Consider the following 21,456-nt stretch of genomic DNA (forward strand, 5'->3'; position numbering starts at 1 on the left):
GTCGCCGGCACGCGCGCTGTAGGGTGGCGTCATGTCGACCACGCCCGGACGCCCCGAGTTGAGCGCCGACGACTTGCGCGTCTTGCTCGCCGTCGCCCGTCTCGGCCGGCTGACCGCCGCCGCCGATCTTCTCGGCATCGACCACACCACGGTGCGTCGTCGACTCGACCGCCTCGAGGCGGCGCTCGGCGCGCGCGTACTCGACCGCGGTGTCGACGGCTGGCACCTCACGGGGCTCGGCCGCGATGTCGTAGAGCGTGCGGCGACCCTCGACGACGTGCTCGACCAGGTCGCGGCCATTGCCGAGGGCGACCACACGGTGCGCGGCACGGTGCGCGTGGCGGCGCCCGATGGCTTCGGCTCGCTCATCATCGCGCCGGCGCTCGCGGACGTGCGCTCCGAGCATCCCGGAATCGCGGTCGAATTGGTGACCTCCACCCGACCGCTCAGCCTGCGGGGGTCGGGCTTCGACCTCGCCGTGACCATCGGCCAGGCGGCGGGTGCGCGGGTCACGGCCGAACCACTCACCGACTACGCGCTGCGGCTCTACGCGAGCCCTGACTACCTCGCGGCGCACCCGGCCGTTCGTGCCGTGGCCGACCTCGCCGGGCTCGAGCTGATCTTCTACGTTGACGCGCTGCTCACGGTGCAAGAGCTCGACCTCGCCCCCGTGCTCGGCGGGATGCGCACGGGGTTCGCCTCCACCAACGTGTTCGCGCAGCTAGAGGCGGTGCGGGCGGGCGCGGGCATCGGACTGTTGCACGCCTTCATGGCCGAGAACGATTCGCGTCTCGTGCCCGTGCTGCCCGACGAGGTCGAGTTCCGGCTGCGCTTCACCCTGTCGTCGCGGCCAGAAAGCCCTGCGGTCGGGGCCGTCGGGATCGTGCGGGATGCGCTGTTTCGGGCGGTCGAGAGCCGCCGCGCCGAGCTGCTACCGGGCGGCTGACGCGCCTATCCCGCGGACCGTGCGCAGCGCGCATCCCGAATCTGCGTTTCTGCACAATGGATGCGCGGGCTTGGCTCTTGAACGCAGAACCTGCGTGACCGAGACTGGCAGCAGCGCACCAGCGCCCGAGCCTTCGGAGAGAACCCATGTCGATCGTCCAGCACTACGTCAACGGGGCCGCGTTCGCCGGCACCTCGACCCGCACCGCCCCCGTCTACAACCCGGCCCAGGGCGCCGTCGCCCGCGAGGTCGCGCTCGCGACGAAGGCCGACCTCGACCTGGCCGTGGCCGCCGCGAAGAACGCGCTGCCCGGCTGGGCCGGCACGAGCCTCGCCAAGCGCCAGCAGATCATGTTCGCCTTCCGCGAGGCGATGAACGCCCGCAAGAACGAGCTCGCGGTGATCATCACCGCCGAGCACGGCAAGGTCACCTCCGACGCGCTCGGCGAGATCGCCCGCGGCATGGAGGTCATCGAGCTCGCCACCTCGCTGCCGCAACTAATGAAGGGCGGGTACAGCGAGTCGGTGTCGACCGGCGTCGACGTGTACTCGATCAAGCAGCCGGTGGGTGTGGTGGGCGTCATCAGCCCCTTTAACTTCCCGGCGATGGTGCCGCTGTGGTTTTTTCCGCTGGCGATAGCCGCCGGCAACACGGTTGTGCTGAAGCCGAGCGAGAAGGATCCCTCGGCCGCGATCTGGATGGCCGAGCTGTTCAGCGAGGTGGGCCTGCCCGCCGGCGTCTTCAATGTCGTCAACGGCGACAAGGAGAGCGTCGACGCGCTGCTCGACAACCCCGATGTCGCCGCCATCAGCTTCGTCGGCTCGACGCCGATTGCGAAGTACATCTACGAGCGCGGCACCGCGAACGGCAAGCGCGTTCAGGCGCTCGGCGGGGCGAAAAACCACATGCTGGTGTTGCCCGACGCCGACCTCGACCTCGTCGCCGACTCGGCCGTCAACGCGGGCTTCGGCTCGGCCGGCGAGCGCTGCATGGCGATCTCGGTCGTCGTCGCCGTCGAGCCGGTCGCCGACGAGCTGATCGCCAAGGTGCGCGAGCGCATGGCGACCCTGAAGGTCGGCGACGGCACCCGCAACTGCGACATGGGCCCGCTCATCACGAAGGAACACCGCGACAAGGTGGCCGGCTACCTCGATGTTGCCGAAGAGGACGGCGCGACGATCGTCGTCGACGGTCGCGGCATCGAGGTCGACGGCGCGGCCGACGGCTTCTGGCTCGGCCCCACCCTCATCGACAACGTGCCCACCACCTCGCGCGTCTACACCGAGGAGATCTTCGGCCCCGTGCTGTCGGTCGTGCGCGTCGCCTCATACGACGAGGGCCTCGCGCTCATCAACGCCTCGCGCTTCGGCAACGGCACGGCGATTTTCACCAACGACGGGGGAGCGGCCCGCCGCTTTCAGAACGAGGTCACCGTCGGCATGGTCGGCATCAACGTGCCGATCCCGGTGCCGGTCGGCTACTACTCGTTCGGCGGCTGGAAGGACTCGCTGTTCGGCAACGCGAAGGCCTACGGCACGCAGGCGATCGGCTTCTTCACCCGTGAGAAGGCCGTCACCTCGCGCTGGCTCGACCCGAGCCACGGCGGCATCAACCTGGGCTTCCCGCAGAACTAGGCCGCGCCCGCCCGCGGCCCGCGCACGCGCCGACGCGCCCACGGGCTCGCCCTTCACGTGCTCCCCACGATTCAAGGAACTGCGCCCCCGCACCTCGGCGTGTCGGCCGCGACACGCCGGCCGTGGCGCGGGTTGTTCCTTGAAACGTGTCGAGGGTGACGGCGCATGACACCCTGTTACCCTGCGTGTCGCGGGGTGTCGCTGCGTTTCGGGGATGCTAGACGCGCGGTTGGTCGCGCAACTAGCGTCCCCGCATGACACCTCTCACTGACGCTCCCGCAACACCGTCCACCGCCTCGTCCGACGTGTCCGCGTCGACCGTTCCCGCGGCCCCCGCGATCCCGGCCGTCTCGATCAGCGAGCGTGCCGAGCGGCTCGCGAGCGCCGCATCCGCCTGGGGAGATCGCATCTCCGAGAACCCGGCGACCGCGAACCTGACCTTCCGCGCCTCCGGCGTGGGCGTGGGTGCCGTCGCAAGCACCATTCGCGCCGGGAGGCACCGCGTTGTTGTCGACGAGCCGGCGGCGCTCGCCGGTGATGACGTTGCGGCGAGCCCCGTCGAGTACGCGCTCGCGGCGCTCATCTCGTGCCAGGTCGTCGTGTACCGGCTGTACGCTCAGGCGCTCGGCATCACGCTGCTGGACGTCGCCATCGAGGCCGAGGGTGACCTGGATGCGCGGCGCCTGTTCGGTTTCGACGAGTCGGTCCGCGCCGGCTTCAGCGACGTGCGCCTCGTTGTGACCCTGACTGGCCCCGAGTCGGAGGAGCGCTACCAGTACCTGCGCGACGTGGTCGACGCGCACTGCCCGGTGCTCGACCTGTTCCAGAACCCGACGCCCGTGTCGGTGACGGTGCGGAAGGGCTAACGGCTCTGACCGCTGCCGAGCGAGCTCAGGCGAGCGCAGCGGGGCGGCGGTCTGCCGCGTCCTCGGCGGCGCGCGGTCCGATCGTCCCGATGCGGGTGCCGCAGACGCTCGCGAGTTCGTCGCCGTCGTCGACGCCGTGGCGCTTCGCCGCGTGCACGACGATCGCGGCGCACGCCTCGGCGTCGGCGAGCGCGTCGTGGTGCGCGAAGTCCTCGAAGCCCGCCGCCATCGCCGCGACCGGCAAGCGATACGAGTCGAGGTGGTACGTCTTGCGGGCGACGCGCAGACTGCACAGGTAGCGAGCGTCGGGCACATCGAGGTTGCTGGCGCGGCAGGCGGCCTGCAGCACGCCCATGTCGAAGCCGGCGTTGTGCGCGGCGAGGAGGTCGCCGTCGACGAACTGCCACAGCCGGTCGAACTGCTCGGCCCACAGGGGCGCGTCGACGATGTCGTCGGCCGTGATGCCGTGAATGCGCGTGTTCCACTCGTTCATGACGTCGTAGCCGAACGGCGGGCGGATCAACCACGACTCTTTGTCGACCACCCGACCGTCGCGCACCTTCACCAGCCCCACTGAGCAGGCGCTCGCCGCGTGGCCGTTGGCGGTCTCAAAGTCGATGGCGGTGAAGTCGAGGGGCACGGCATTGATGCTCGCATGAGCCGCCGACGCGGGTGCCCGGGCTCGCCGTGCGGCCCTAGCCTTGACACTCGTGAACGCTCTTCGTCGCTATAGCCCGCCGGTCTTCGCCCAGCTCTTCTGGGCGTCGAACTTCGTGGTGGCCGCGCTCGTCGTCGACGAGTTCACCCCCGTCGAGTTGACCTGGTTGCGCTGGTTGGGCGCCGTGCCGATCCTCGTGGTTGTCGCCTGGTGGCTCGAGAAGCCGCAGTGGCGAGCAGCGCTTCGCGAGTGGCCGATTCACACCCTGCAGGCGATCCTCGGCATGGTCGGGTACACGCTGTTTCTCTACGCGGCGCTCGCCACGACGTCACCGGTGACGGCGTCGGTGATCAGCGCCATCAACCCGGCGGTCATCGCGATCGCGGCCGTCATCTTTCTCGGCGAGCGCATCCTGAAAATGGGTGCTCTCGGCATCGCCATCTCATTCGTGGGCGTTCTGATCGTCGTCTTCACCGGTTCGGGAGAGTTCGCGCTCGTCTTCTCGCCGGGCGACCTGCTTATGCTCGGCGCGATCAGTGTCTGGACGGCCTACGTCATCGTCAGCCGCCGCGTGAAGACCCCGCCCATTACGGCCACGGCGGTGCAGGCGGGCCTGAGCGTCGTCGTGATGCTGCCGCTGCTGGCGATCGTCGGCATGCCGATGCTGTCGTCGACGCCGAGCGGCGAGGCGTGGCTCGGCCTCGCCTGGATCATCATCTTCCCGTCGGCCCTGTCGTACCTGCTGTGGAACATCGGCGTCACAAACCTCGGCCCCTCGAAGACGGGCGTATTCCTGAACCTGCTGCCGGTGTTTACGGCCCTGATCGCGTTCGCGTTCGGCGACCTCATCACGCCGGGTGAGTTGATCGGCGGCGCCATCGTGCTCGCGGGCGTCTTCTTGACGACCCGTCCGGGGGCGACGAAGGGCGCGGATGCTGCGCACCCGCCGACGGGACCGGTCGCCACGGCGGCGCCCGCAAGTCCGCGCCCATAGAGTCATGGGGGCGGAATGGCGTTGACGTCCTCGGTAGTACGTTGATCTTCCTCGCTACGTTCTGAGGGACTGAGGTAGTGACGCTCCCCGGGACCGTGCGGCGCGCTGGACGAACTTCAATACCCGAGAGGTTTTCGCGTCTCCGGTTAGGGTCATGCTCGCGCCACTGGCGAGCGGAAGCCTTCGGTTTTCCTTGGTAACAAAGAGGAATGGCGCGTCGAGCTGACGAGCGTTTCCCGTATTCGCCAGCAACCGCCCCAGAGTGGGCTGCGCTCGGTCGGCAGACTTGGGCTTGCACGACTTCAGCTTTCACCCACACGTGAAACCCCGTGGGGAACTGCATCTAGTCGCCGAGCAGTATCTCCGTCCCCCAACCTGCTTCCGACGTCGCGTACCAGGCACGGAACTCATGAGCTATCCGGATGTCCCGCTCATGGCGATCTTCACGAACGACGTGTTGCCAGTAGGTGAAACCGACACTGGATCCGTCTGCTTCCGTGAGTCGAATCAAGGCGGTGTGCGGGTGCCCAGACTCCACCTCAATTGCCAGCGAGATCGTGCTCGACGCTCGAACCATCGCCTTGCCAAGCGGTCCATTCAGCAATGCGACACCGTCGTTCAGAATGGCGACAGCATCGGGCGAGGCACCGCTGGCCGATTCGTTTTCCGTCGTCATGCGTATCGGCGCGAATCAAAGGTTCCAGCAACGAGAAGATTCGCCGTGCCGCCGCCGGCGATATTGTGCCTCCACGTGAACGTGTCGTACCAATTGACGCGGTCACTCGCCCCAGCCAGGCCACTGAAAGTCCCGTGGAATTGATAGTACGCGTGCACTGAATGCGACGCTTGCCGGCTTTGTTGAATCCCGTTCTTCTGCCACATCATCCCTGCCTCGTGGACATTACCGACAACGGTGGCCGCCGTTGAGGCGCTCAGCTTGAATCCCCACGGAGCCGACGTACTTCCGCACGCTCGCTGCAATGTGAATCTCCCATTGCTGTCTGACCACGAGTGATAGGAGTTGCAGTAAATGACTACCGGTGCCGATGGCGTTCCTCTGCTCGAAGTGGCTTCGATTGCCGGTTCCTCGCTGAGCTCTAGGGCGATTGCCTCGGCCACGTCGGGCGAGACCGGTTCATCAAATTCGATAGTTAGCGTGGATGAGGTTCCGTGAATTTCAGAGTGAACTTCAATACTAGAAATGCTTCGGTCGTTCTCAGATGGCGTCAGCTCGCCCGTAGGTGAGGCGAAACCGGTGAGGCCGATCGCGAGCGCTAGAGAAGCGGTCGTTGCGAGAAGGCGATGGATAACTCTTTTTTGTCTCATTTGTGGATGCTATCCCCCTCGTTTGATGCATCGCAAGCAATTTTCTAAGTGACCAGAATTCACTTTAGTTACTCTTGGTAGGGGTCATAACTGCCGCGCCAACGCCTGCTGCTCTGACGTAGAAGCGGTCCGCCGAAATGCCCACGGCGCTGCAGGGGGGTGCGCCGCGAATGGGAGATATCCGCGCGGAATAGCCCCGCGCATCCATGCGTTTGCATGAGCATGACGCGCATCGGTTTTCTGTCGTTCGGCAACTGGAGCACCGTGCAGGGGTCGCTGACCCGCACGGGCGGCGACGCGATCCTGCAGGGCATCGACTTGGCTGTCGCGGCCGAGGAGGTCGGCGTTGACGGTGCGTTCTATCGCGTGCACCACTTCGCGAAGAACTACTCGTCGCCGCATCCGATGCTCGCTGCCGCGGCCGCCCGAACCTCGCGGATCGAGCTGGGCACGGGAGTCATCGACATGCGCTACGAGAACCCACTCGCGATGGCCGAGAACGCGGCGGCGACCGACCTGATCAGCGGCGGGCGACTACAGCTCGGCATCAGCCGGGGGTCACCCGAGACGTCGATTGCGGGCTATGAGGTGTTCGGGCACGTGCCGGGTGCGGCCGAGGGTGTGCGTGCCGACGAGACGGACGCCGATATGGCTCGCCGGCACACGGCGGCGTTCCGCGAAGCGATCACGGGGGTGGGGCTAGCTCCCGGCAACCCGCAGATGGTCGGCACGGCGGGCCTGCTGCCGGTGACCCCGCAGTCGCCGGGCCTCGCGCAGCGCATCTGGTGGGGCGCCGGCACGCGAGCGACCGCCGTGTGGGCGGCCGAGCAGGGCATGAACCTGATGAGTTCGACGCTGCTCACCGAAGACACGGGCGTTCCGTTCGACGAGCTCCAGGCTGAGCAGATCCGGCTGTTCCGCGACGCGTGGGCCGACGCCGCTCACGCGCACGAGCCGCGGGTGTCGGTGAGCCGCAGCGTGATCCCGCTGATCGACGACGAGACCGAGTACTACTTCGGGCTGCACGCCCAGGCGGAACAGCGCGACCAGGTTGGCATTCTCGACGGAGCGCGCTCGCGCTTCGGGCGCCAATACATCGGCACCCCCGACCGACTCGCCGAGGAGCTGTCGCGCGACCAAGCGGTGCAGGCGGCCGACACGCTGCTCATCACCGTGCCGAACCAGCTGGGTGTCGACTTCAACGCGCGCATCCTCGAGGCGATCATGCGCGACGTGGCGCCGGCGCTGCGCGCGCCGGTCGGGTCGCTCGCGTAGACGCGGGCGACCCGGCGTCGGCGCGTAGGCTCGACCGATGGCGCGCATCCTGATCACCGGAATGTCGGGGGCCGGCAAGTCGACCCTGCTGGCCGAGCTTGCCCGCCGCGACGTAACGACGGTCGACACCGATTACGGCGGCTACACGATCGAGAACCGCCTCTGGGACGTGCCGAAAATGGATGCGCTGCTCGCCTCCCACGACAATCTGGTCGTCTCCGGCACGGTCGAGAATCAGGGTGCGTTTTACGACCGCTTCGGCGCGGTCGTGCTGCTGAGCGCGCCGGTCGACGTGCTGCTTGACCGCGTCGCCGCCCGCACGAACAACACGTACGGACGCACGGCCGAGGATCGCAACGACATTCGCCGCTACACGGCCGAGGTCGAGCCACTGCTGCGCCGCGGCACCACCCACGAGTTCGACGGACGCCGCCCGGTCGCCGCCCTGGCCGACGAGGTCGAGGCCCTCATGGGGGCTACACCCCGGCCCCGCATTCGCCCGTTCGGGCCCGCCGACGAGGATGCTGTCATCGCTCTCTGGCACGCTGCCGGCCTGCTGCGTCCCTGGAATGACCCCCGCGCCGACATCGCCCGCAAGCTCACCGTGCAGCGCGGGCTGTTCGTGGTCGCGGAGGCCGGTGACGGCGCGATCGTGGGCGCCGTCATGGCGGGTTTCGACGGTCACCGGGGCTGGATGAACTACCTCGCGACGGCGCGCACCGTGCGCGGTCAGGGTGTCGGTCGCGCGCTCGTCGCCCACGTCGAGCGGGAGCTCGCCGCCCTCGGCTGCCCGAAGGTGAACCTGCAGGTGCGCACCGACAATGAGGCTGCGGTCGGCTTCTACCGCCACCTCGGCTTCGCCGTCGACGAGGTCGTCAGCATGGGCAAGCGGCTCATCAGCGACGAGGCACCGGACGGGTCCGGGTGAGCGGAATGAAGCTGCTGCTCCTCAGTGACACACACCTGCCCGTCCGCGCGAAGGAGTTGCAGCCGCAGGTGTGGCGGCTGGTCGACGAGGCCGACCTCGTGATTCACGCGGGCGACTGGGTCGACGAGGCGACCGTCGACGCGCTCGCGGGGCGCGCATCCTGCCTGGTGGGGGTGGCGGGCAACAACGATGGCCCCGCGATCTGGCGCCGGCTCGGCGAGGTCGCCCGTGTCGAGGTTGAGGGGGTGCGCATCGCGGTCATCCACGAGACGGGCGCCGCCGCGGGGCGTGAGAAGCGCTGCGACGAACGCTTTGGCCCCGGCTCGCCCGAAACCGCCGACCTGCTCGTGTTCGGCCACTCGCACATCCCGTGGGACACGACAACCCCCAGCGGCCTGCGGCTGCTGAACCCCGGCTCACCGACGGATCGCCGCCGTCAGCCCGTCGGAACCGTGATGACCATTGAGATTGCGGATGCGCGCATCCAGTCGGTCACGCTCGTCTCGACCCCGCGTTGATCGCGCCGCACCCACAGCCCCGCGCAGCACCGTGGCCGTGCGCGCGCGGAGCAGGTCGGGCGTCGGGCGAATGTGCCTCTGACGGCACGTGCCACGAGGGGCGCATTCGGCAAACGGGCCCCTGAGTTCGAGCCGGTTCGCGCAGGTCGAGCGTGTTGACACGTGCACGAACTGCGCAAACCCGCACGACATCATGATCGTCATGCCGCCCATCGACCCCACCGCCAACCCCAGCGCCTGGCGCCCGCTCCTCGCCGCCCTCGCCCGCCCCCACTCGCGGGAGGCGGCCGCGCGACTCATGCTTGGCGCGACCCTCGACGAGGCGGTCGCGCCCGTCCCCGCCACCAAGCGCGAACGCGTCGTCGAGACGCTCCACGCGGCGGGGCTCGTTGACCCGTCGACCGGACGGTTCGACGAGAGCCTGGCCCCGCGCATCCTCGCCGCGAACCGGGTCGCGGCCCGCGAGGGCGTCGACCGATTCCTCGTCGACGGGCGCATCGCGCAGTATCCGGCGAACCCGGATGCGCGGCGCGAGCTGCTCACGGAGGTCGCCCGCCGCGCCATCCGCCCCGACGAGGTACTCGACGAGCCTGCCATCAACGAGCGGCTCGCCGCGTTCAGCGACGACGTGGCGGTGCTGCGCCGCTACCTGGTCAACCACGAGCTGCTCGAGCGCCGCGCCGACGGGTCGGAGTATGCGCGGGTGGTGGGGGGAGGCCCGCGTCGACGCGTGAGACCGCGGCGCGAGCGTGAGTGCGGGTGTGAAGCGTCAGCGCGGGTGTGAAGCGTCAGTGTGGGCGCGATGCGCCAGAACAAACCCGCGCTGCACGCCCAGACTGCCGCACTGCCGCCCGACCTACGGCTCGAGCAGCACCTTGCCGGTGGTGCCGCGGCCGGCGAGGGCCGACTGTGCGGCGCCCGCCTCGGCGAGGGGGAACCGCGCCCCGATGCGCACATCCAGCGTGCCCGCCTCGATCATCGTGAAGAGCTCGCGGTAGCGACTCGAGCGTTCGGCCGGGGTCCGGAGGAAGTGGGGCAGCGATGGGCGCGTCAGGCTGAGCGACCCTCCGGTGTTGAGGCGCTGCAGGTCGAACGGCGGCACCGGGCCGCTCGCGGCGCCGAACAGCACCAGCTTTCCGCGCACGGCGAGGCTCGCCAGCGACTCGTCGAAGGTCGCGCGGCCCACCCCGTCGTAGACGACCGGCACACCCTCGCCGTCGGTGAGCGCCCGCACCTGCTCGCCGAAACCGTCGTAGTCGATGCTCTGCCAGGCACCGGCGGCCCGGCTCAGCTCAGCCTTGTCGGCGCTCGACGTCGTCGTGATCACCCGCACGGCGCGCGCGACGAGCACCTGTGTGAGCAGCAGGCCCACCCCGCCGGCGCCCGCGTGCACGAGCACCGTCTGGCCAGACTTCGGGTGGGCGGCCGCCGTCGCCAGGTAGTGGGCGGTGATTCCCTGCAGGGGGAGGGCGGCCGCCACGTCGAGGTCAATGCCGTCGGGCACGATGACCGCCGCCTCGGCCGGCACCGTGAAGTATTCGGCGTAGGTGCCGCTCGACGCCTCGGTCGTGCAGACGCGGTCGCCGACGCGCAGTGCCTCGACGCCCTCGCCGATGGCCTCGACGATGCCCGAGCCCTCCGACCCAGGGGTGAACGGCAGCGGCACAGCGTAGGCGCCGCTGCGCTGGTAGATCTCGATGAAGTTGAGGCCCGCGGCGTGGGTGCGTACCAGCACCTCGCCTGGCCCAGGGGAGGGCGTCGGCACCTCGTCGAGCCGCAGAACCTCGGGGCCGCCGGCAGATCTCATCACGATTGCGCACATGGCCCCATTCTCCCCGCGTCGGCCGCGAAGCGCCCGCTGATCGCTATCCCTCTCGTCCGCGACTCCCTACCGCCCGGCCGCGTACCCCTGCGCCCCGCGCGAGTTCGCCGCCGCGTACAACCACCCGCGTTCCGGGTCGACACCGACGGCACTGAGGCGTCCGAGCATCCACGGCCCGACCACGTTCACGTCGTGGCCCCGGGCCCGCAGCTCGGCGATGACCTCCTCACCCGCCCGCGACTCGATCGTGAGCGATGCCGGCTGCACGGTGCGCGGCGCGAACGAGGCGAACATCGCATCTGTGTGGAACACGGAGGCGTCGATCGCCTGCTGCGGCTCGAAGCCGCCCACGATGCGGCGCAGCAGGTAGAGCAGCTGCCACTGGTCCTGCTGGTCCCCGCCCGGCGTGCCGAGCGCCTCGACCACGCGACCGTCCTTGACCAGCAAGGAAGGTGACAGCGTCGATCGCGGCCGCACCCCGGGCGTCAGCGCCGACGGCGACGCCTCGTCGAGCCACGTCATCTGCAGGCGCGTGCCGAGGCAGAATCCGAGCGCGGGGATCGTCGGCGACGACTGCAGCCAGCCGCCCGACGGCGTCGCCGAGATCATGAAACCCGAGCGGTCGACGACGTCGAGATGGCAGGTGTCGCCGCGCTGCGCGCCCGTGCCGCGGTCGATCGTCGGCTCGCCCGACGCGGCCAGCGCGCCCGCCGACCCATCTGAGGCGACCTCCGCCACACGCACCGGCGGCATCCACGGCTCGCGCCCGCCCGCGCGACCCGGACGCACCTCGGTCGACGCCGTATCACCGATCAGCGCCGCCCTCTCCCGTGCGTAACCCGGGCTCAGCAGTTCATCGAGCGGCGCCGATAGCCCGCGCGACCCCAGCCCGGCAGGGTCGCCGAACCACGCGTCGCGGTCGGCAAGCGCCAACTTCAGCGCCTCGGTGATCGTATGAATTCCGAGAGCAGTGCCCGGGTCCAACCGCCGGTCGTCCCCGTCGGCCTCGGCCACAGCATCCAGCATCGCGAGCGTCATGAGCAGCGCGGGCCCCTGTGTCCACACACCAGCCTTCACGACCTCGTACCCGCGAAATGCGAGCCACACCGGTTCCTCCTCGGCCGGCACAAAAGTCGCGACGTCCGCCGCCGTGAGCACCCCGGCGTAGTCGCCACCGTCCGCGTGCCGCGCCGGCGTCGCCACGAACTCCTCGACGGCCTCGCCGACCGTGCGGGCCCAGTGGTCGATGGCTGCCTGGATGCGCTGCTCGCGCGACCCGGACTGCTCGCCTGCCGCGATCATCCCGTTCAAAAGCGCCGCGTAGGCGGCGTTCGTCACGCGCGACTGCGGCTCGGGCGCCGCCCCGTCGACGAGCCACTGCGCGGCCGACGTCGGCCAGTGCTCGGTGAAGAGGGGAGCGACCCGCTCGATCACGCGGGTGACGTTCTCGTGCACGGGGTGGCCGTCGCGGGCGAGGTCGCGGGCGAAGGCGAGCACGTCGCGCACCTCCCACGTGCCGCGGGTGGCGAGCAGGTGCAGCCAGGCGACGACGGAGCCCGGCGCGGTCGCGGCGAGCGGGCCCGCGCCCGGCACTTCTTCGAGTCCGAGCTCGCGATAGTGCGCGATCGTGGCGGCGGCTGGCGCGGCGCCCTGCCCGGCGAGCACGTAGGGCTGTTCGTCGGCCGGCGCGATGAGTGCGGTGAGGTCGCCGCCCGGCCCGTTCAGGTGCGGCTCGACGACGTGCAGCACGAACGCGGCTGCGACGGCGGCGTCGGCGGCGTTGCCCCCGCGCTCGAGCACCGAGTTCGCGGCGGCCGTCGCCAGGTAGTGCGTGCTCGCGGCCATGCCGAAAGTGCCGCGCAGTTCAGGGCGGGTGCGGTCGGGGGAGGGCGGCGTGAACGCGTGCATCCTGCCACCGTAACCCGCGCATCCAGGCACTCACCCGAAGGTAGGCTTGCCCCCCGTGGCCCTCACCATCGGAATCGTCGGACTGCCCAACGTCGGCAAGTCCACCCTGTTCAACGCCCTGACCCAGAACGACGTGCTCGCGGCGAACTACCCGTTCGCGACGATCGAGCCGAACGTCGGTGTGGTCGAGCTGCCCGACGCGCGCCTGCAGGTGCTCGCCGGCATCTTCTCGAGCGAGCGCATCCTGCCCGCGACGGTGTCGTTCGTCGACATCGCCGGCATCGTGAAGGGCGCGAGCGAGGGCGAGGGCCTCGGCAACCAGTTCCTCGCGAACATTCGCGAGTCGGACGCGATCGCGCAGGTCGTGCGCGCCTTTACTGACAACGACGTCGTGCACGTCGCGGGCAAGGTCGACCCGGCCAGCGACATGGAGATCATCAACACCGAGCTCATGCTCGCCGACCTGCAAACCCTCGAGAAGGCGATCACCCGCTACGAGAAGGAGGTGCGCGGTCGCAAGCTGGACCCATCAGTGCTGGATGCGGCGCTCGCCGCCAAGGCGCTTCTCGAAGCCGGTACGACCCTGTCGGCGGCCGGCTTCGACGCCTCGCCGCTGCGCGAGCTCGGCCTGCTCTCGGCGAAGCCCTTCATCTACGTGTTCAACGTCGACGAGGGCGTGCTCGGCGACAGCGCCCGCGTGGAGGAGTTGGCCGCGCTGGTCGCCCCCGCCAAAGCCGTCTTCCTCGACGCGAAGATCGAAAGCGAGCTCATCGGCCTCGACCCGGAGGACGCGGCCGAGCTGCTTGCTTCGACCGGCCAGACAGAGAGCGGTCTGAATCAGCTCGCCCGCATCGGCTTCGACACGCTCGGCCTGCAGACGTACCTCACAGCTGGGCCGAAGGAGTCGCGCGCCTGGACGATCGGCAAGGGCTGGAAGGCTCCGCAGGCCGCCGGCGTGATCCACACCGACTTCGAGAAGGGCTTCATCAAGGCGGAGGTCATCTCGTTCGACGACCTCGTCGAGTGCGGCTCGGTCGCCGAGGCCCGCGCCAAGGGCAAGGCCCGCATGGAGGGCAAGGACTACGTCATGCAGGACGGCGACGTGGTCGAGTTTCGCTTCAACGTGTAGACGAGTCAATTGCCTTCTGTCAGTCTTTCCTGATGGACCCTCAGACAGTAGAACGTGCGCGTCTTGCCCCGCGAATCATGCCCACGATCATGGTTGTGGTCGTGACATGGGCTCTCATGTTGCTCGCTCAGACCGTCCCGGGGGTGTGCGCACTCGCCCGACCCTGTCCCGAACCCGATGCTCGGGTCGCACCGGCACTGCTATTCGGCGGGCTCATGATGCTGCCCGCGGCCGGACTCATCCTCACCGCGTGGGTTGAGCGGGGCTGGGCCTGGTGGGTCCGCCTTGCGCTGTATGTCGTGTTGATCGGCTTGGCCGTTGCCGGCCTGGGCGCGGTGCTGTTCGCCGGAGGGTTCACCATCGGCTTCCCGCTCTAGTGTGTGATGCCGTGACCACACCCACCACATCGCGACGACGAGTGCCGAAAGTCGTCGCCTACGTGGTGCACCACGACAAACTCCTCGTCTTCACGCATGACGATGTGCCAACCGAGTTCGCCGGGGCGCAAGTCCCTGCGGGCACGATCGAGCCGGGGGAGGATCCTGCCGACGCCGTTGTTCGCGAGGTGAGGGAGGAGACGGGCCTCGAGACTCGAGTCGTCGGGGATCTCGGCGTCGAGCAGTACGACGTGTGGCCGTCAAAGGCAGAGCTTCACGAGCGGCACTTCTTTCTCCTCGAGCCGGCAAGCGAGGTGGTGCCCGAGCAATGGACCGCAGGAGAGGAACACCCGGGTGACGGTGGACCGCGTCGGTCGTGGACGTGCTGGTGGATCCCCCTCGAGCAGGCGCACGTTCTGTGCGCTGGTTTCGGGGCGAAGCTCGGCGCGCTTGACTGTGGCGGTGACCGTCAGATCGAGGTGCGCCAGTGTGCGGCCGCTGAGCTTCCGCTTCTGATAGAACGCGAGGTGCCTGGCGCAGACATCGCCTCCCGTCAGTTCGCGCGTCAGCAGGATGGTGCGGGTGTGCTTCTGGTCGCCTGGCTCGGTTCAGAACCTGTCGGTTCGGGGGAGGTTGTGTTCACCGCCCCTCCGGAACTCCGCAATCTTCATGTCGATCCGGCGCACAGGGGCCTCGGAATCGGGACGGCTCTGCTCGACGCCGCAGAGCACGTGAGCATCGACTGGGGAGCGCTGTCCGTGGGCGTCGGTCTGGACAACCCGAATGCGCGACGCCTGTACCTCCGGCGTGGGTTCATCCCGATGGGGCGACACGAGACGACCACCTACCGCTATAAGGACGCTGACGGAGTCGAGCGCGAAGCGACCGAGACGGATGAGATCCTGATCAAGCATCTCGCGTAGCGGTGAGCGGGGATTGTCGGTGGTTGTCGATAGCGTGGCGTCAGCGCGATTGCGCGACCGCTGTGCCGGAGCGGCTTCCTCCAACAGTTGGGTGATCCGTGTCTACAACTCCGGGAATTGAGCTTTATCGATCTGCGACGGGCCAAGTCGAGCTTGCCGTCAGGGCCGACGGAGACAACGTGTGGCTGACCAGGGCGCAACTGGCCACGCTGTTTGGCCGAGACGTGAAGACGATCGGCAAGCACGTGGCCAATGCGCAGAACGAAGAACTTGACGGCGTTCCAGTTGTCGCAAAATTTGCGACAACTGCCGTCGACGGGAAGACCTATTAGGTCGAGCACTACAACCTCGACATGGTTCTCTCCGTCGGCTACCGGGTGAAGTCGTCGGAGGGCATTCACTTCCGACGATGGGCGACGACCGTGCTCCGCCAGTACGTCATCGATGGTGTCGTACGAAACGAGCGGCGACTCGAGGAACTCAGTTCTATCGTTCGGGTGCTCTCGCGCTCAACGGATGAGTTGGTTGCCGGCGTCGCTGAGGGCGTCGACCGCTACCTGCCGAGCCTCCGCTCTCTCCGCGCCTACGACGAGGGTGACATCCCCACCTCTGCAGGCTCAGCACCAACGTGGCAACTGACCTACGACGAAACTCGCGCGCTCATCGACCAGGTCGGTGAAGAGTTTCCGGCCGACACCCTTTTCGGCGGCGAGCGCGGTGACGCGCAGTGCGGCAGCTCTGTTCGTCCACTTCCTGCAACGCAACGGGATGCTGATCGACGCCAACGGCGAATCGCGCGTTTCAAACAACGCGCTCGCGGCGATCACACTGATGGTCGCAATGAGCGACCCGAAGGAGAAAGAACTGATGATCGCCCTGATCGCCAGCATGCTCTCCGGTGAAGGCGAATAGCCCCGCTACGCCCCGAGCTCTTCTCGCAGCCGCGGTTCGACCCGGTTCGCCGGCACCGCCCCCGCCTTGTCCGCATAGAACTCCCGAATGCGGTCCATGTCGGCCGGTATGTCACCCGCGAGCTCGAGCGTCGGCCCGAGCCCGATCGTCATCGTCGTGCGGTCCACGTAGCCGAGTGTCACCGGCAGCCCGGTCTCCCGCGCAATCCGGTAGAAGCCGGACTTCCAGTGCGAGTGACCCTTGCGCGTTCCGTCCGGTGTGACGACCAAGCCGAACACTTCGCCGGAGCGGATACGGGCGACCACCTCCTCGACGACGCGACCGGGAGCATCCCGATCGACGGGGATGCCGCCCAAACGCGTCATGATCGGCCCGCGCCATCCTCGAAAAAGGCTTTTCTTGCCCAGCCAGCGGATGTGCATGTCGAGCTTCCACGTGATGGCGAGCATGAACACGAAGTCCCAGTTCGACGTGTGCGGAGCGCCGAGCAGGATCGTTGGGCGCGTGGGCGCCGGCTCGGTGACGAGTTTCCAGCGGCTGACGGCCCAGAAAGTGCGGGCGACGAGGCGGCGAAGACGCATTGACTAAGCGTAAATCGCTGCGGCGCTGTGAGTGGCCGCGGCCGCCGGCGCCGCGCGCTGAGAGACTGAACGCGTGACGACTCCCGAACAGCCGCAGTACGCCGGCTACTCGCCGACTGCCCAGCCCGTAGCGCCAACAAACTCGTTCGCCATCGTGGCGCTCATTTGTTCCTTCGTCGTTCCCCCAGTGGGCCTCGTGTTCGGCATCATCGCCCAGCATCAGATCGCGCGTACGGGCGAGCAGGGGGCCGGGCTCGCGCTGGCGGCCATCATCTTGAGCGCTGTCTTCACCGGGCTTATCGTGATGATGGTGCTGGCTTGGGTTGGCTGGATGCTGTCGATCCTGAGCGCCTTCTTCAGCGCGACGACGTTCTAGGGAGTCGCCTCCCACGCGGGGGCGTAGCTCGGTTCGTACAGCATCACCCGCCCGATCCCGGGAACCGGGATGCTGAGCCTGCGGCCATACTCGCGGTCCCAGATCTCCTCGTCGATCGTCGCGCCTGGCTCACCGTGCTTTCCAGTCGTTGAGGACACGGGAGAAGCCCGGGAGGTCTTGCGGCCGATGGCCCGCCCCCTGAAGTTGGATGTGCTGCGCGCCGCGCCCCACAAGCGACTGCGCGATCGCTTCGTAACCATCCCACCAGGCTCCCGTGATGACGAGCGTCGGTGGCAGCCCGGGCAGGGCCTCGTCGAGATCGAAACCCCACGGAAGGGTCAGCTGGGCAAAGCGCGCTGCGTGTGGTTCGTCTTCCTTCCAGTCATCATCGGTCGCCTGCGCGCCGAACATCATCGGCTTCACAAGGTTCCAGAAGCCGCGCAGATCGCCCGCGTCGGCCAGAGTCCGCGCATCCGTCATCACGTCGATATGGTGGCTGACGCTCTCGTTCGTGCGGGCCAGGTCGAACATTGCTGGCTCGACGAGAACGAGGGCCGTTGGCCGCGCAACGTCGTGCGCCATTGCGATGCCGACGAGCGTGCCGCCCCACGAGTGCGCTACCACCGTGGCGTCGGGTGTGCGGGATAACGCTTCGGCGAACAGTGCGGTCTGCTCCTCGACGGGGCGGAGCGGGTCGATGTCGAGAAACGTGCCCGAGTCGGCATCGAGCATCGGCCACGCGGCTCGGCCTGTGCGTCCTGAGCCGTGAACAAAAACTCGCATTCTAGATTCGACCACATGACAGTAACCCTCGCCCGCGACGGTGACCGCCCTCGAGTCTCGACCGATGGGCCTCAGCGACAGCTCGACCGACAGGCATCACCCGCGCTGTGGGGCGAACTCGTCGCCGCCGTTTTCGCCCTGCCCGGCGTCGTCGAGGGCCACAGCGCGGTGTCGCCCGCATCGAGTCGCGCGGTACACCTTGCGAAGGTCGGCGTGCCGATCGAGCCTCGGCGGTCGCTCGCGCCGGCAGACGCGCGCTTCGAGCCGGTGCATCTCCACGGCGTCGACGACACCTCGCTCCACCTCGTGCTCGACCCTGCGCGAGGCACTGAGCTCGTCGACCGCGGGTGGGCCGAACCGCACCAGTACGAAGACTGGGGCACCGAGTTTCTCGTCTACGGCCCGCGCGACGAGCGCGAGCTGGCCGTCGTCGTCGACATCGTGCGCGAGTCGATCGCGTGGGCGACAGCGCCAGCCGGTTCCGCATCGTGACCGACACGGTCCGACCCGCCGTCGAGGCTGACATCCCCGCCGTGACGCGCCTCGTCCACGCCGCGTACGCCGAGCACGGTGTTGTCGGGCTCAACTTCACGGCGGTCGACCAGTCCGAGGCGACCACTCGGCTGCGTCTCTCCGCCGGAGAATCGTGGGTGATCGAGCGCGACGGCGAGTTGATCGCGACGGCGACCGAAAGCATCCCGCCCGGAGAGCACATCCGGCGACTCGCGGCGCTCGCCCGCGAACCGCGCGTCGCGTGGCTGAACCAGCTGGCGGTGCACCCCAGCCACCGCGGCCAGGGCCTCGCGCGCCGCCTATTCGAGACGGTTGCCTCACACGCGAAACACCAGGATGCGCAGATTCTCGCCCTCGATACCGCCGCGCCAGCGGCCCACCTCCGCGCGCTCTACGAACGCTGGGGCTTCAGGGACGGCGAGACCATCCACTGGCCGGGCAAGACGTACGACAGCGTGGTGATGAGCCGCGCGCTCTGACCGAGCGAATGGCGATCACTTTCGCGACCCCAACTGCTAGCGTTCGCGGCACCCACCGAACAAGGGAGTTCCGCCGTGGCACGTGCATCCCGATCGACGACAGCAGACCGTACCGACGACCAGAAGATTGCCCGCCTGCGCATCTACAACGTGGTGGCGGGCAGCCTGCACCTCGTGCAGGCCATCGGTTTCGCCGTCGTCCTGACCATGCTGAGCACGCAGGTGACCTTCGCCGTGACGGCCGATTACCTGGCCGGGCCTCCCGGCTTCCCGATCCCTCCCGAGCGCGTGGAGCTGTTCGACGTCAACGTCGGCATCGGCGTTGTCGCCTTCCTCGCGCTGAGCGCCTTCTTCCACTTCCTCATCTCGTCGCCCATGTTCTACGGCCGATACAAGGCCGGGCTCATGCAGAACCGCAACTACTTCCGCTGGGTCGAGTACTCGCTCAGCTCGTCGATCATGATCTGGCTGATCTTGGCCATCAACGGCGTGACCGACATCGGCGCCCTGATCGCCCTGTTCAGTGCAAACGCCGCGATGATCCTGTTCGGCGCGCTGCAGGAGAAGTACGAGCAGCCCGGTTCGGGCGGGATGCTGCCCTTCATTTTCGGGTCAATGGTCGGCATTGTTCCGTGGATTGTTGTCGTCATTTACTTCCTGCGCATCGGCAGCGAGTCGGAGGTCGAAACCCCCGCCTTCGTCGTCGGCATCGTGATCTCGCTGTTCGCGTTCTTCAACACGTTCGCCGTGAACCAGTGGCTGCAGTACAAGCGGGTGGGGCGCTGGGCGGACTACCTCGTCGGCGAGCGCGCCTACATCACGCTCAGCCTCGTGGCGAAGACGGCGCTCGCGTGGCAGGTGTTCTCGGGTGCGATCATCCCGGTGCTGACGGAGGGGTAGCCCGAAACAGGGTGGCAGCGCGCCGGGGTGGCAGACTGGCGCGATGACGAGTGGCCACCCTGTCAACGACAGCCCCCACACTGCGCCCGCGAGCGCAGCGGGTTCACCCCCACGAATCAAATGTGCGGGCGATCGTGGCGCTCATCACCGCGTTCATCGCGCAGTTCTTCATCGTGTGGCTTGGACTGTTCATCTCGGCGTTGACGACCTTCAGCAGCTTCGGCAACCACTAGCCGGCGTGCCTCGGCTCTCGGTCTGAGGGCCGCGTCGCGCGTATGTGCTTCCGGCGGCACCTGCCGTCAGGGCACACACGCTGAACGCGCGCACCGTGCCCAGCGCGTCGCCCCAACCGGCGCCCCATACCGGTGATTCGGGGCAGCACCGCGCGTTCGTTCGGCCGGTATTGCACCGAACGCGTGGTGTGAGCCGCGCGGCGGTACTCGAGCCGCAGCGAATCGCCCGGCCGCGCCCTCCACACCCTCTCGCGCGAGTCCCCACTTTGCCCCGCCGTCTCGCCCCAGCCCCCGCCACCCCGGGTCTACGCTCGCGCTCATGGAGCTCATCCCGATCAACTGGCTCGCCGTCGGCATCGCCTTCGTCGTTGTCTTCATTGCCGGAGCACTCTGGTTCGGCCCGAAAACCTTCTTCCCCGTCTGGTGGCGCACGCTCGGCAAAGACCCCGACGACATGGGCAACTCGGGTGCCAACATGGCGGTGATCTTCGGCGTAACCGCCGTTGCCGCATCCGTGCAGGTCATCGGCATTGCGCTCGCGATCGGCGTCGCAACCCTCGCGTTCGGCCCCGTCGGCCCGCTTGGCGGCCTCCTCATCGGCCTCACACTCGGCGTCGTATTCACCGCGGCCGGTTCCCTCTCGCACCGCCTCTTCGGCCAGCAGGGCTTCCGCGTGTGGCTGATCGAAGTCGGCAGCGACGTACTCAACTACACCCTCGCCGGGCTGATCATCGGCCTGTTCGGCTAACCTGCCCGGCGCGACGCCGCCGCCCGCCGCCTCCGCCGACCCGGCCGAATGGATGCACGCTGACGACCGCGCGACCGTCACCGACGCGATCGCACGGCTCACCGCCGCCGCACACCCCCACGATCACTTCGGCACGACGATCGGCCCCCGCAAGTCGCTGGGGATCATCCCGCGCCGGCAGACCTACCGGCGGGCCGGGGTCGGCTGGCGCCTCGGCGTCGTCGCCGTCGACACCGCGGGCCGTCTGTACGCGGTCGGTCAGATCGTGCGCGCCACCCGGCAGGTGCTGCCCGGCCACCAGGCTGAGTCAGCGCGAGAGCGCCGCGCGCTGAAAGAGCAGCTCGTCGACGTCGGCTTTCCCGACGGTGAGACCGTGCTGCTTGACGCTGTGCCCGTCAGTGAGCCCAGCCAGAAGGAGGCACCGACGGTCACCGCCCCGGGGCCGGTCGTCGTGCGCGACGGCCGCATCCTCATTCGCTGGATGCCGTCGGCCCCCGACAGCGCCCTCATGCCGCTGCCTGTGTATCTCGCTGAGCGCACCGAGCTGGCCTTGCGACCCGCCGACGCCGCCCTCGACCAACAGGATTCAAGGACATGAGCGGGGCTACTGTGGAGTGTCGCAGCCAA

Annotated in this window: 27 protein-coding genes and 1 pseudogene; 20 read left to right on the forward strand and 8 right to left on the reverse strand. The window is 68.3% G+C overall.

Features of this window, described 5'->3' with window-relative positions:
- Window positions 1-31: 31 nt before the first annotated feature.
- The 3 genes from EV140_RS04290 (at window position 32) to EV140_RS04300 (ending at window position 3,446) form a co-directional block, all read left to right on the forward strand.
- Window positions 32-946, forward strand: coding sequence for a LysR family transcriptional regulator (locus EV140_RS04290; protein ID WP_130281427.1), 915 nt, complete (start codon window positions 32-34; stop codon window positions 944-946).
- Window positions 947-1,092: 146 nt separating this feature from the next.
- Window positions 1,093-2,580 (forward strand): CoA-acylating methylmalonate-semialdehyde dehydrogenase, encoded by a 1,488-nt coding sequence (locus EV140_RS04295; RefSeq protein WP_130281429.1) that lies wholly within the window; start codon window positions 1,093-1,095, stop codon window positions 2,578-2,580.
- A gap of 254 nt (window positions 2,581-2,834) precedes the next feature.
- Window positions 2,835-3,446: an OsmC family protein gene (locus EV140_RS04300; protein WP_130281431.1), complete on the forward strand. Its 612-nt coding sequence runs from the start codon at window positions 2,835-2,837 to the stop codon at window positions 3,444-3,446.
- 25 nt (window positions 3,447-3,471) lie between these two features.
- Here the strand turns inward: EV140_RS04300 and EV140_RS04305 are convergent, their stop codons facing one another.
- Complete coding sequence (locus EV140_RS04305) at window positions 3,472-4,086, reverse strand: 3'-5' exonuclease (protein WP_130281433.1); 615 nt, start codon at window positions 4,084-4,086, stop codon at window positions 3,472-3,474.
- 70 nt (window positions 4,087-4,156) lie between these two features.
- Here EV140_RS04305 and EV140_RS04310 point away from each other — a divergent pair, with 70 nt between their 5' ends.
- Entirely contained in the window at window positions 4,157-5,098 is a 942-nt protein-coding gene (locus EV140_RS04310; RefSeq protein WP_198674344.1) for a DMT family transporter, read from the forward strand.
- A 343-nt stretch (window positions 5,099-5,441) separates the two neighbouring features.
- Here the strand turns inward: EV140_RS04310 and EV140_RS04315 are convergent, their stop codons facing one another.
- On the reverse strand, window positions 5,442-5,774 hold the full coding sequence (locus EV140_RS04315) for a hypothetical protein (protein ID WP_130281437.1): 333 nt from the start codon (window positions 5,772-5,774) through the stop codon (window positions 5,442-5,444).
- Window positions 5,771-6,424 carry a hypothetical protein gene (locus EV140_RS04320; protein WP_130281439.1) on the reverse strand — a complete coding sequence of 218 codons (654 nt, stop codon included), beginning with the start codon at window positions 6,422-6,424 and terminating at the stop codon, window positions 5,771-5,773. Before EV140_RS04320 ends, EV140_RS04315 begins: the two co-directional genes overlap by 4 nt.
- Before the next feature lie 222 nt (window positions 6,425-6,646).
- Between EV140_RS04320 and EV140_RS04325 the strand changes: the two genes are divergently transcribed.
- From EV140_RS04325 to EV140_RS04345, 4 genes are all read left to right on the forward strand, one after another.
- Window positions 6,647-7,699: an LLM class flavin-dependent oxidoreductase gene (locus EV140_RS04325; RefSeq protein ID WP_130281902.1), complete on the forward strand. Its 1,053-nt coding sequence runs from the start codon at window positions 6,647-6,649 to the stop codon at window positions 7,697-7,699.
- Between the two features lie 37 nt (window positions 7,700-7,736).
- Window positions 7,737-8,627 carry a GNAT family acetyltransferase gene (locus EV140_RS13585; RefSeq protein ID WP_338418534.1) on the forward strand — a complete coding sequence of 297 codons (891 nt, stop codon included), beginning with the start codon at window positions 7,737-7,739 and terminating at the stop codon, window positions 8,625-8,627.
- A 5-nt stretch (window positions 8,628-8,632) separates the two neighbouring features.
- The gene (locus tag EV140_RS04340; RefSeq protein ID WP_130281441.1) at window positions 8,633-9,145 is read left to right on the forward strand and encodes a metallophosphoesterase family protein; all 513 of its coding nucleotides are present in this window, start codon (window positions 8,633-8,635) and stop codon (window positions 9,143-9,145) included.
- Between the two features lie 202 nt (window positions 9,146-9,347).
- Window positions 9,348-9,929 (forward strand): DUF2087 domain-containing protein, encoded by a 582-nt coding sequence (locus EV140_RS04345; RefSeq protein WP_130281443.1) that lies wholly within the window; start codon window positions 9,348-9,350, stop codon window positions 9,927-9,929.
- 72 nt (window positions 9,930-10,001) lie between these two features.
- On the opposite strand, the gene EV140_RS04350 is transcribed toward EV140_RS04345, so the two are convergent.
- A complete protein-coding gene (locus EV140_RS04350; RefSeq protein ID WP_130281445.1) occupies window positions 10,002-10,967 on the reverse strand; it encodes a quinone oxidoreductase family protein in 966 nt (321 codons plus the stop codon).
- Window positions 10,968-11,033: 66 nt separating this feature from the next.
- Window positions 11,034-12,875 carry a gamma-glutamyltransferase family protein gene (locus EV140_RS04355; RefSeq protein WP_130281447.1) on the reverse strand — a complete coding sequence of 614 codons (1,842 nt, stop codon included), beginning with the start codon at window positions 12,873-12,875 and terminating at the stop codon, window positions 11,034-11,036.
- 55 nt (window positions 12,876-12,930) lie between these two features.
- Between EV140_RS04355 and ychF the strand changes: the two genes are divergently transcribed.
- From ychF to EV140_RS13470, 6 genes and pseudogenes are all read left to right on the forward strand, one after another.
- Window positions 12,931-14,004: a redox-regulated ATPase YchF gene (gene ychF / locus EV140_RS04360; RefSeq protein WP_130281449.1), complete on the forward strand. Its 1,074-nt coding sequence runs from the start codon at window positions 12,931-12,933 to the stop codon at window positions 14,002-14,004.
- Window positions 14,005-14,105: 101 nt separating this feature from the next.
- Entirely contained in the window at window positions 14,106-14,381 is a 276-nt protein-coding gene (locus EV140_RS04365; protein ID WP_130281451.1) for a hypothetical protein, read from the forward strand.
- An 11-nt stretch (window positions 14,382-14,392) separates the two neighbouring features.
- The gene (locus EV140_RS13465) at window positions 14,393-15,304 is read left to right on the forward strand and encodes a GNAT family N-acetyltransferase (protein WP_241971286.1); all 912 of its coding nucleotides are present in this window, start codon (window positions 14,393-14,395) and stop codon (window positions 15,302-15,304) included.
- A gap of 98 nt (window positions 15,305-15,402) precedes the next feature.
- Window positions 15,403-15,636 (forward strand): virulence RhuM family protein, encoded by a 234-nt coding sequence (locus EV140_RS13300; protein ID WP_198674345.1) that lies wholly within the window; start codon window positions 15,403-15,405, stop codon window positions 15,634-15,636.
- 21 nt (window positions 15,637-15,657) lie between these two features.
- Window positions 15,658-15,726 (forward strand): annotated as a pseudogene (locus tag EV140_RS13610) (hypothetical protein); the annotation flags it as partial.
- Between the two features lie 253 nt (window positions 15,727-15,979).
- Window positions 15,980-16,216, forward strand: coding sequence for a hypothetical protein (locus EV140_RS13470; protein WP_241971287.1), 237 nt, complete (start codon window positions 15,980-15,982; stop codon window positions 16,214-16,216).
- A gap of 5 nt (window positions 16,217-16,221) precedes the next feature.
- On the opposite strand, the gene EV140_RS04385 is transcribed toward EV140_RS13470, so the two are convergent.
- Window positions 16,222-16,797 carry a 1-acyl-sn-glycerol-3-phosphate acyltransferase gene (locus EV140_RS04385; RefSeq protein ID WP_130281453.1) on the reverse strand — a complete coding sequence of 192 codons (576 nt, stop codon included), beginning with the start codon at window positions 16,795-16,797 and terminating at the stop codon, window positions 16,222-16,224.
- 73 nt (window positions 16,798-16,870) lie between these two features.
- On the opposite strand from EV140_RS04385, the gene EV140_RS04390 reads away from it, so the two are divergent.
- Window positions 16,871-17,173: a DUF4190 domain-containing protein gene (locus tag EV140_RS04390; protein ID WP_130281455.1), complete on the forward strand. Its 303-nt coding sequence runs from the start codon at window positions 16,871-16,873 to the stop codon at window positions 17,171-17,173.
- On the opposite strand, the gene EV140_RS13210 is transcribed toward EV140_RS04390, so the two are convergent.
- Complete coding sequence (locus EV140_RS13210) at window positions 17,170-17,331, reverse strand: hypothetical protein (protein WP_157985601.1); 162 nt, start codon at window positions 17,329-17,331, stop codon at window positions 17,170-17,172. The genes EV140_RS04390 and EV140_RS13210 overlap by 4 nt on opposite strands.
- Window positions 17,303-17,956: an alpha/beta hydrolase gene (locus EV140_RS04395; protein ID WP_338418535.1), complete on the reverse strand. Its 654-nt coding sequence runs from the start codon at window positions 17,954-17,956 to the stop codon at window positions 17,303-17,305. The genes EV140_RS13210 and EV140_RS04395 overlap by 29 nt, the downstream gene beginning before the upstream one ends.
- A gap of 15 nt (window positions 17,957-17,971) precedes the next feature.
- On the opposite strand from EV140_RS04395, the gene EV140_RS04400 reads away from it, so the two are divergent.
- The 5 genes from EV140_RS04400 (at window position 17,972) to EV140_RS04420 (ending at window position 21,427) form a co-directional block, all read left to right on the forward strand.
- On the forward strand, window positions 17,972-18,448 hold the full coding sequence (locus EV140_RS04400; protein WP_241971288.1) for a luciferase domain-containing protein: 477 nt from the start codon (window positions 17,972-17,974) through the stop codon (window positions 18,446-18,448).
- Window positions 18,415-18,948 carry a GNAT family N-acetyltransferase gene (locus EV140_RS04405; RefSeq protein WP_157985602.1) on the forward strand — a complete coding sequence of 178 codons (534 nt, stop codon included), beginning with the start codon at window positions 18,415-18,417 and terminating at the stop codon, window positions 18,946-18,948. Before EV140_RS04400 ends, EV140_RS04405 begins: the two co-directional genes overlap by 34 nt.
- A gap of 75 nt (window positions 18,949-19,023) precedes the next feature.
- A complete protein-coding gene (heR, locus tag EV140_RS04410; RefSeq protein WP_130281461.1) occupies window positions 19,024-19,848 on the forward strand; it encodes a heliorhodopsin HeR in 825 nt (274 codons plus the stop codon).
- A 552-nt stretch (window positions 19,849-20,400) separates the two neighbouring features.
- On the forward strand, window positions 20,401-20,829 hold the full coding sequence (locus tag EV140_RS04415) for a DUF1761 domain-containing protein (protein ID WP_130281463.1): 429 nt from the start codon (window positions 20,401-20,403) through the stop codon (window positions 20,827-20,829).
- Between the two features lie 52 nt (window positions 20,830-20,881).
- Complete coding sequence (locus EV140_RS04420; RefSeq protein ID WP_130281465.1) at window positions 20,882-21,427, forward strand: hypothetical protein; 546 nt, start codon at window positions 20,882-20,884, stop codon at window positions 21,425-21,427.
- Window positions 21,428-21,456 lie beyond the last annotated feature (29 nt).

Origin of the sequence: Microcella alkaliphila (assembly GCF_004216855.1) — a bacterium.
GTDB lineage: Bacteria > Actinomycetota > Actinomycetes > Actinomycetales > Microbacteriaceae > Microcella > Microcella alkaliphila.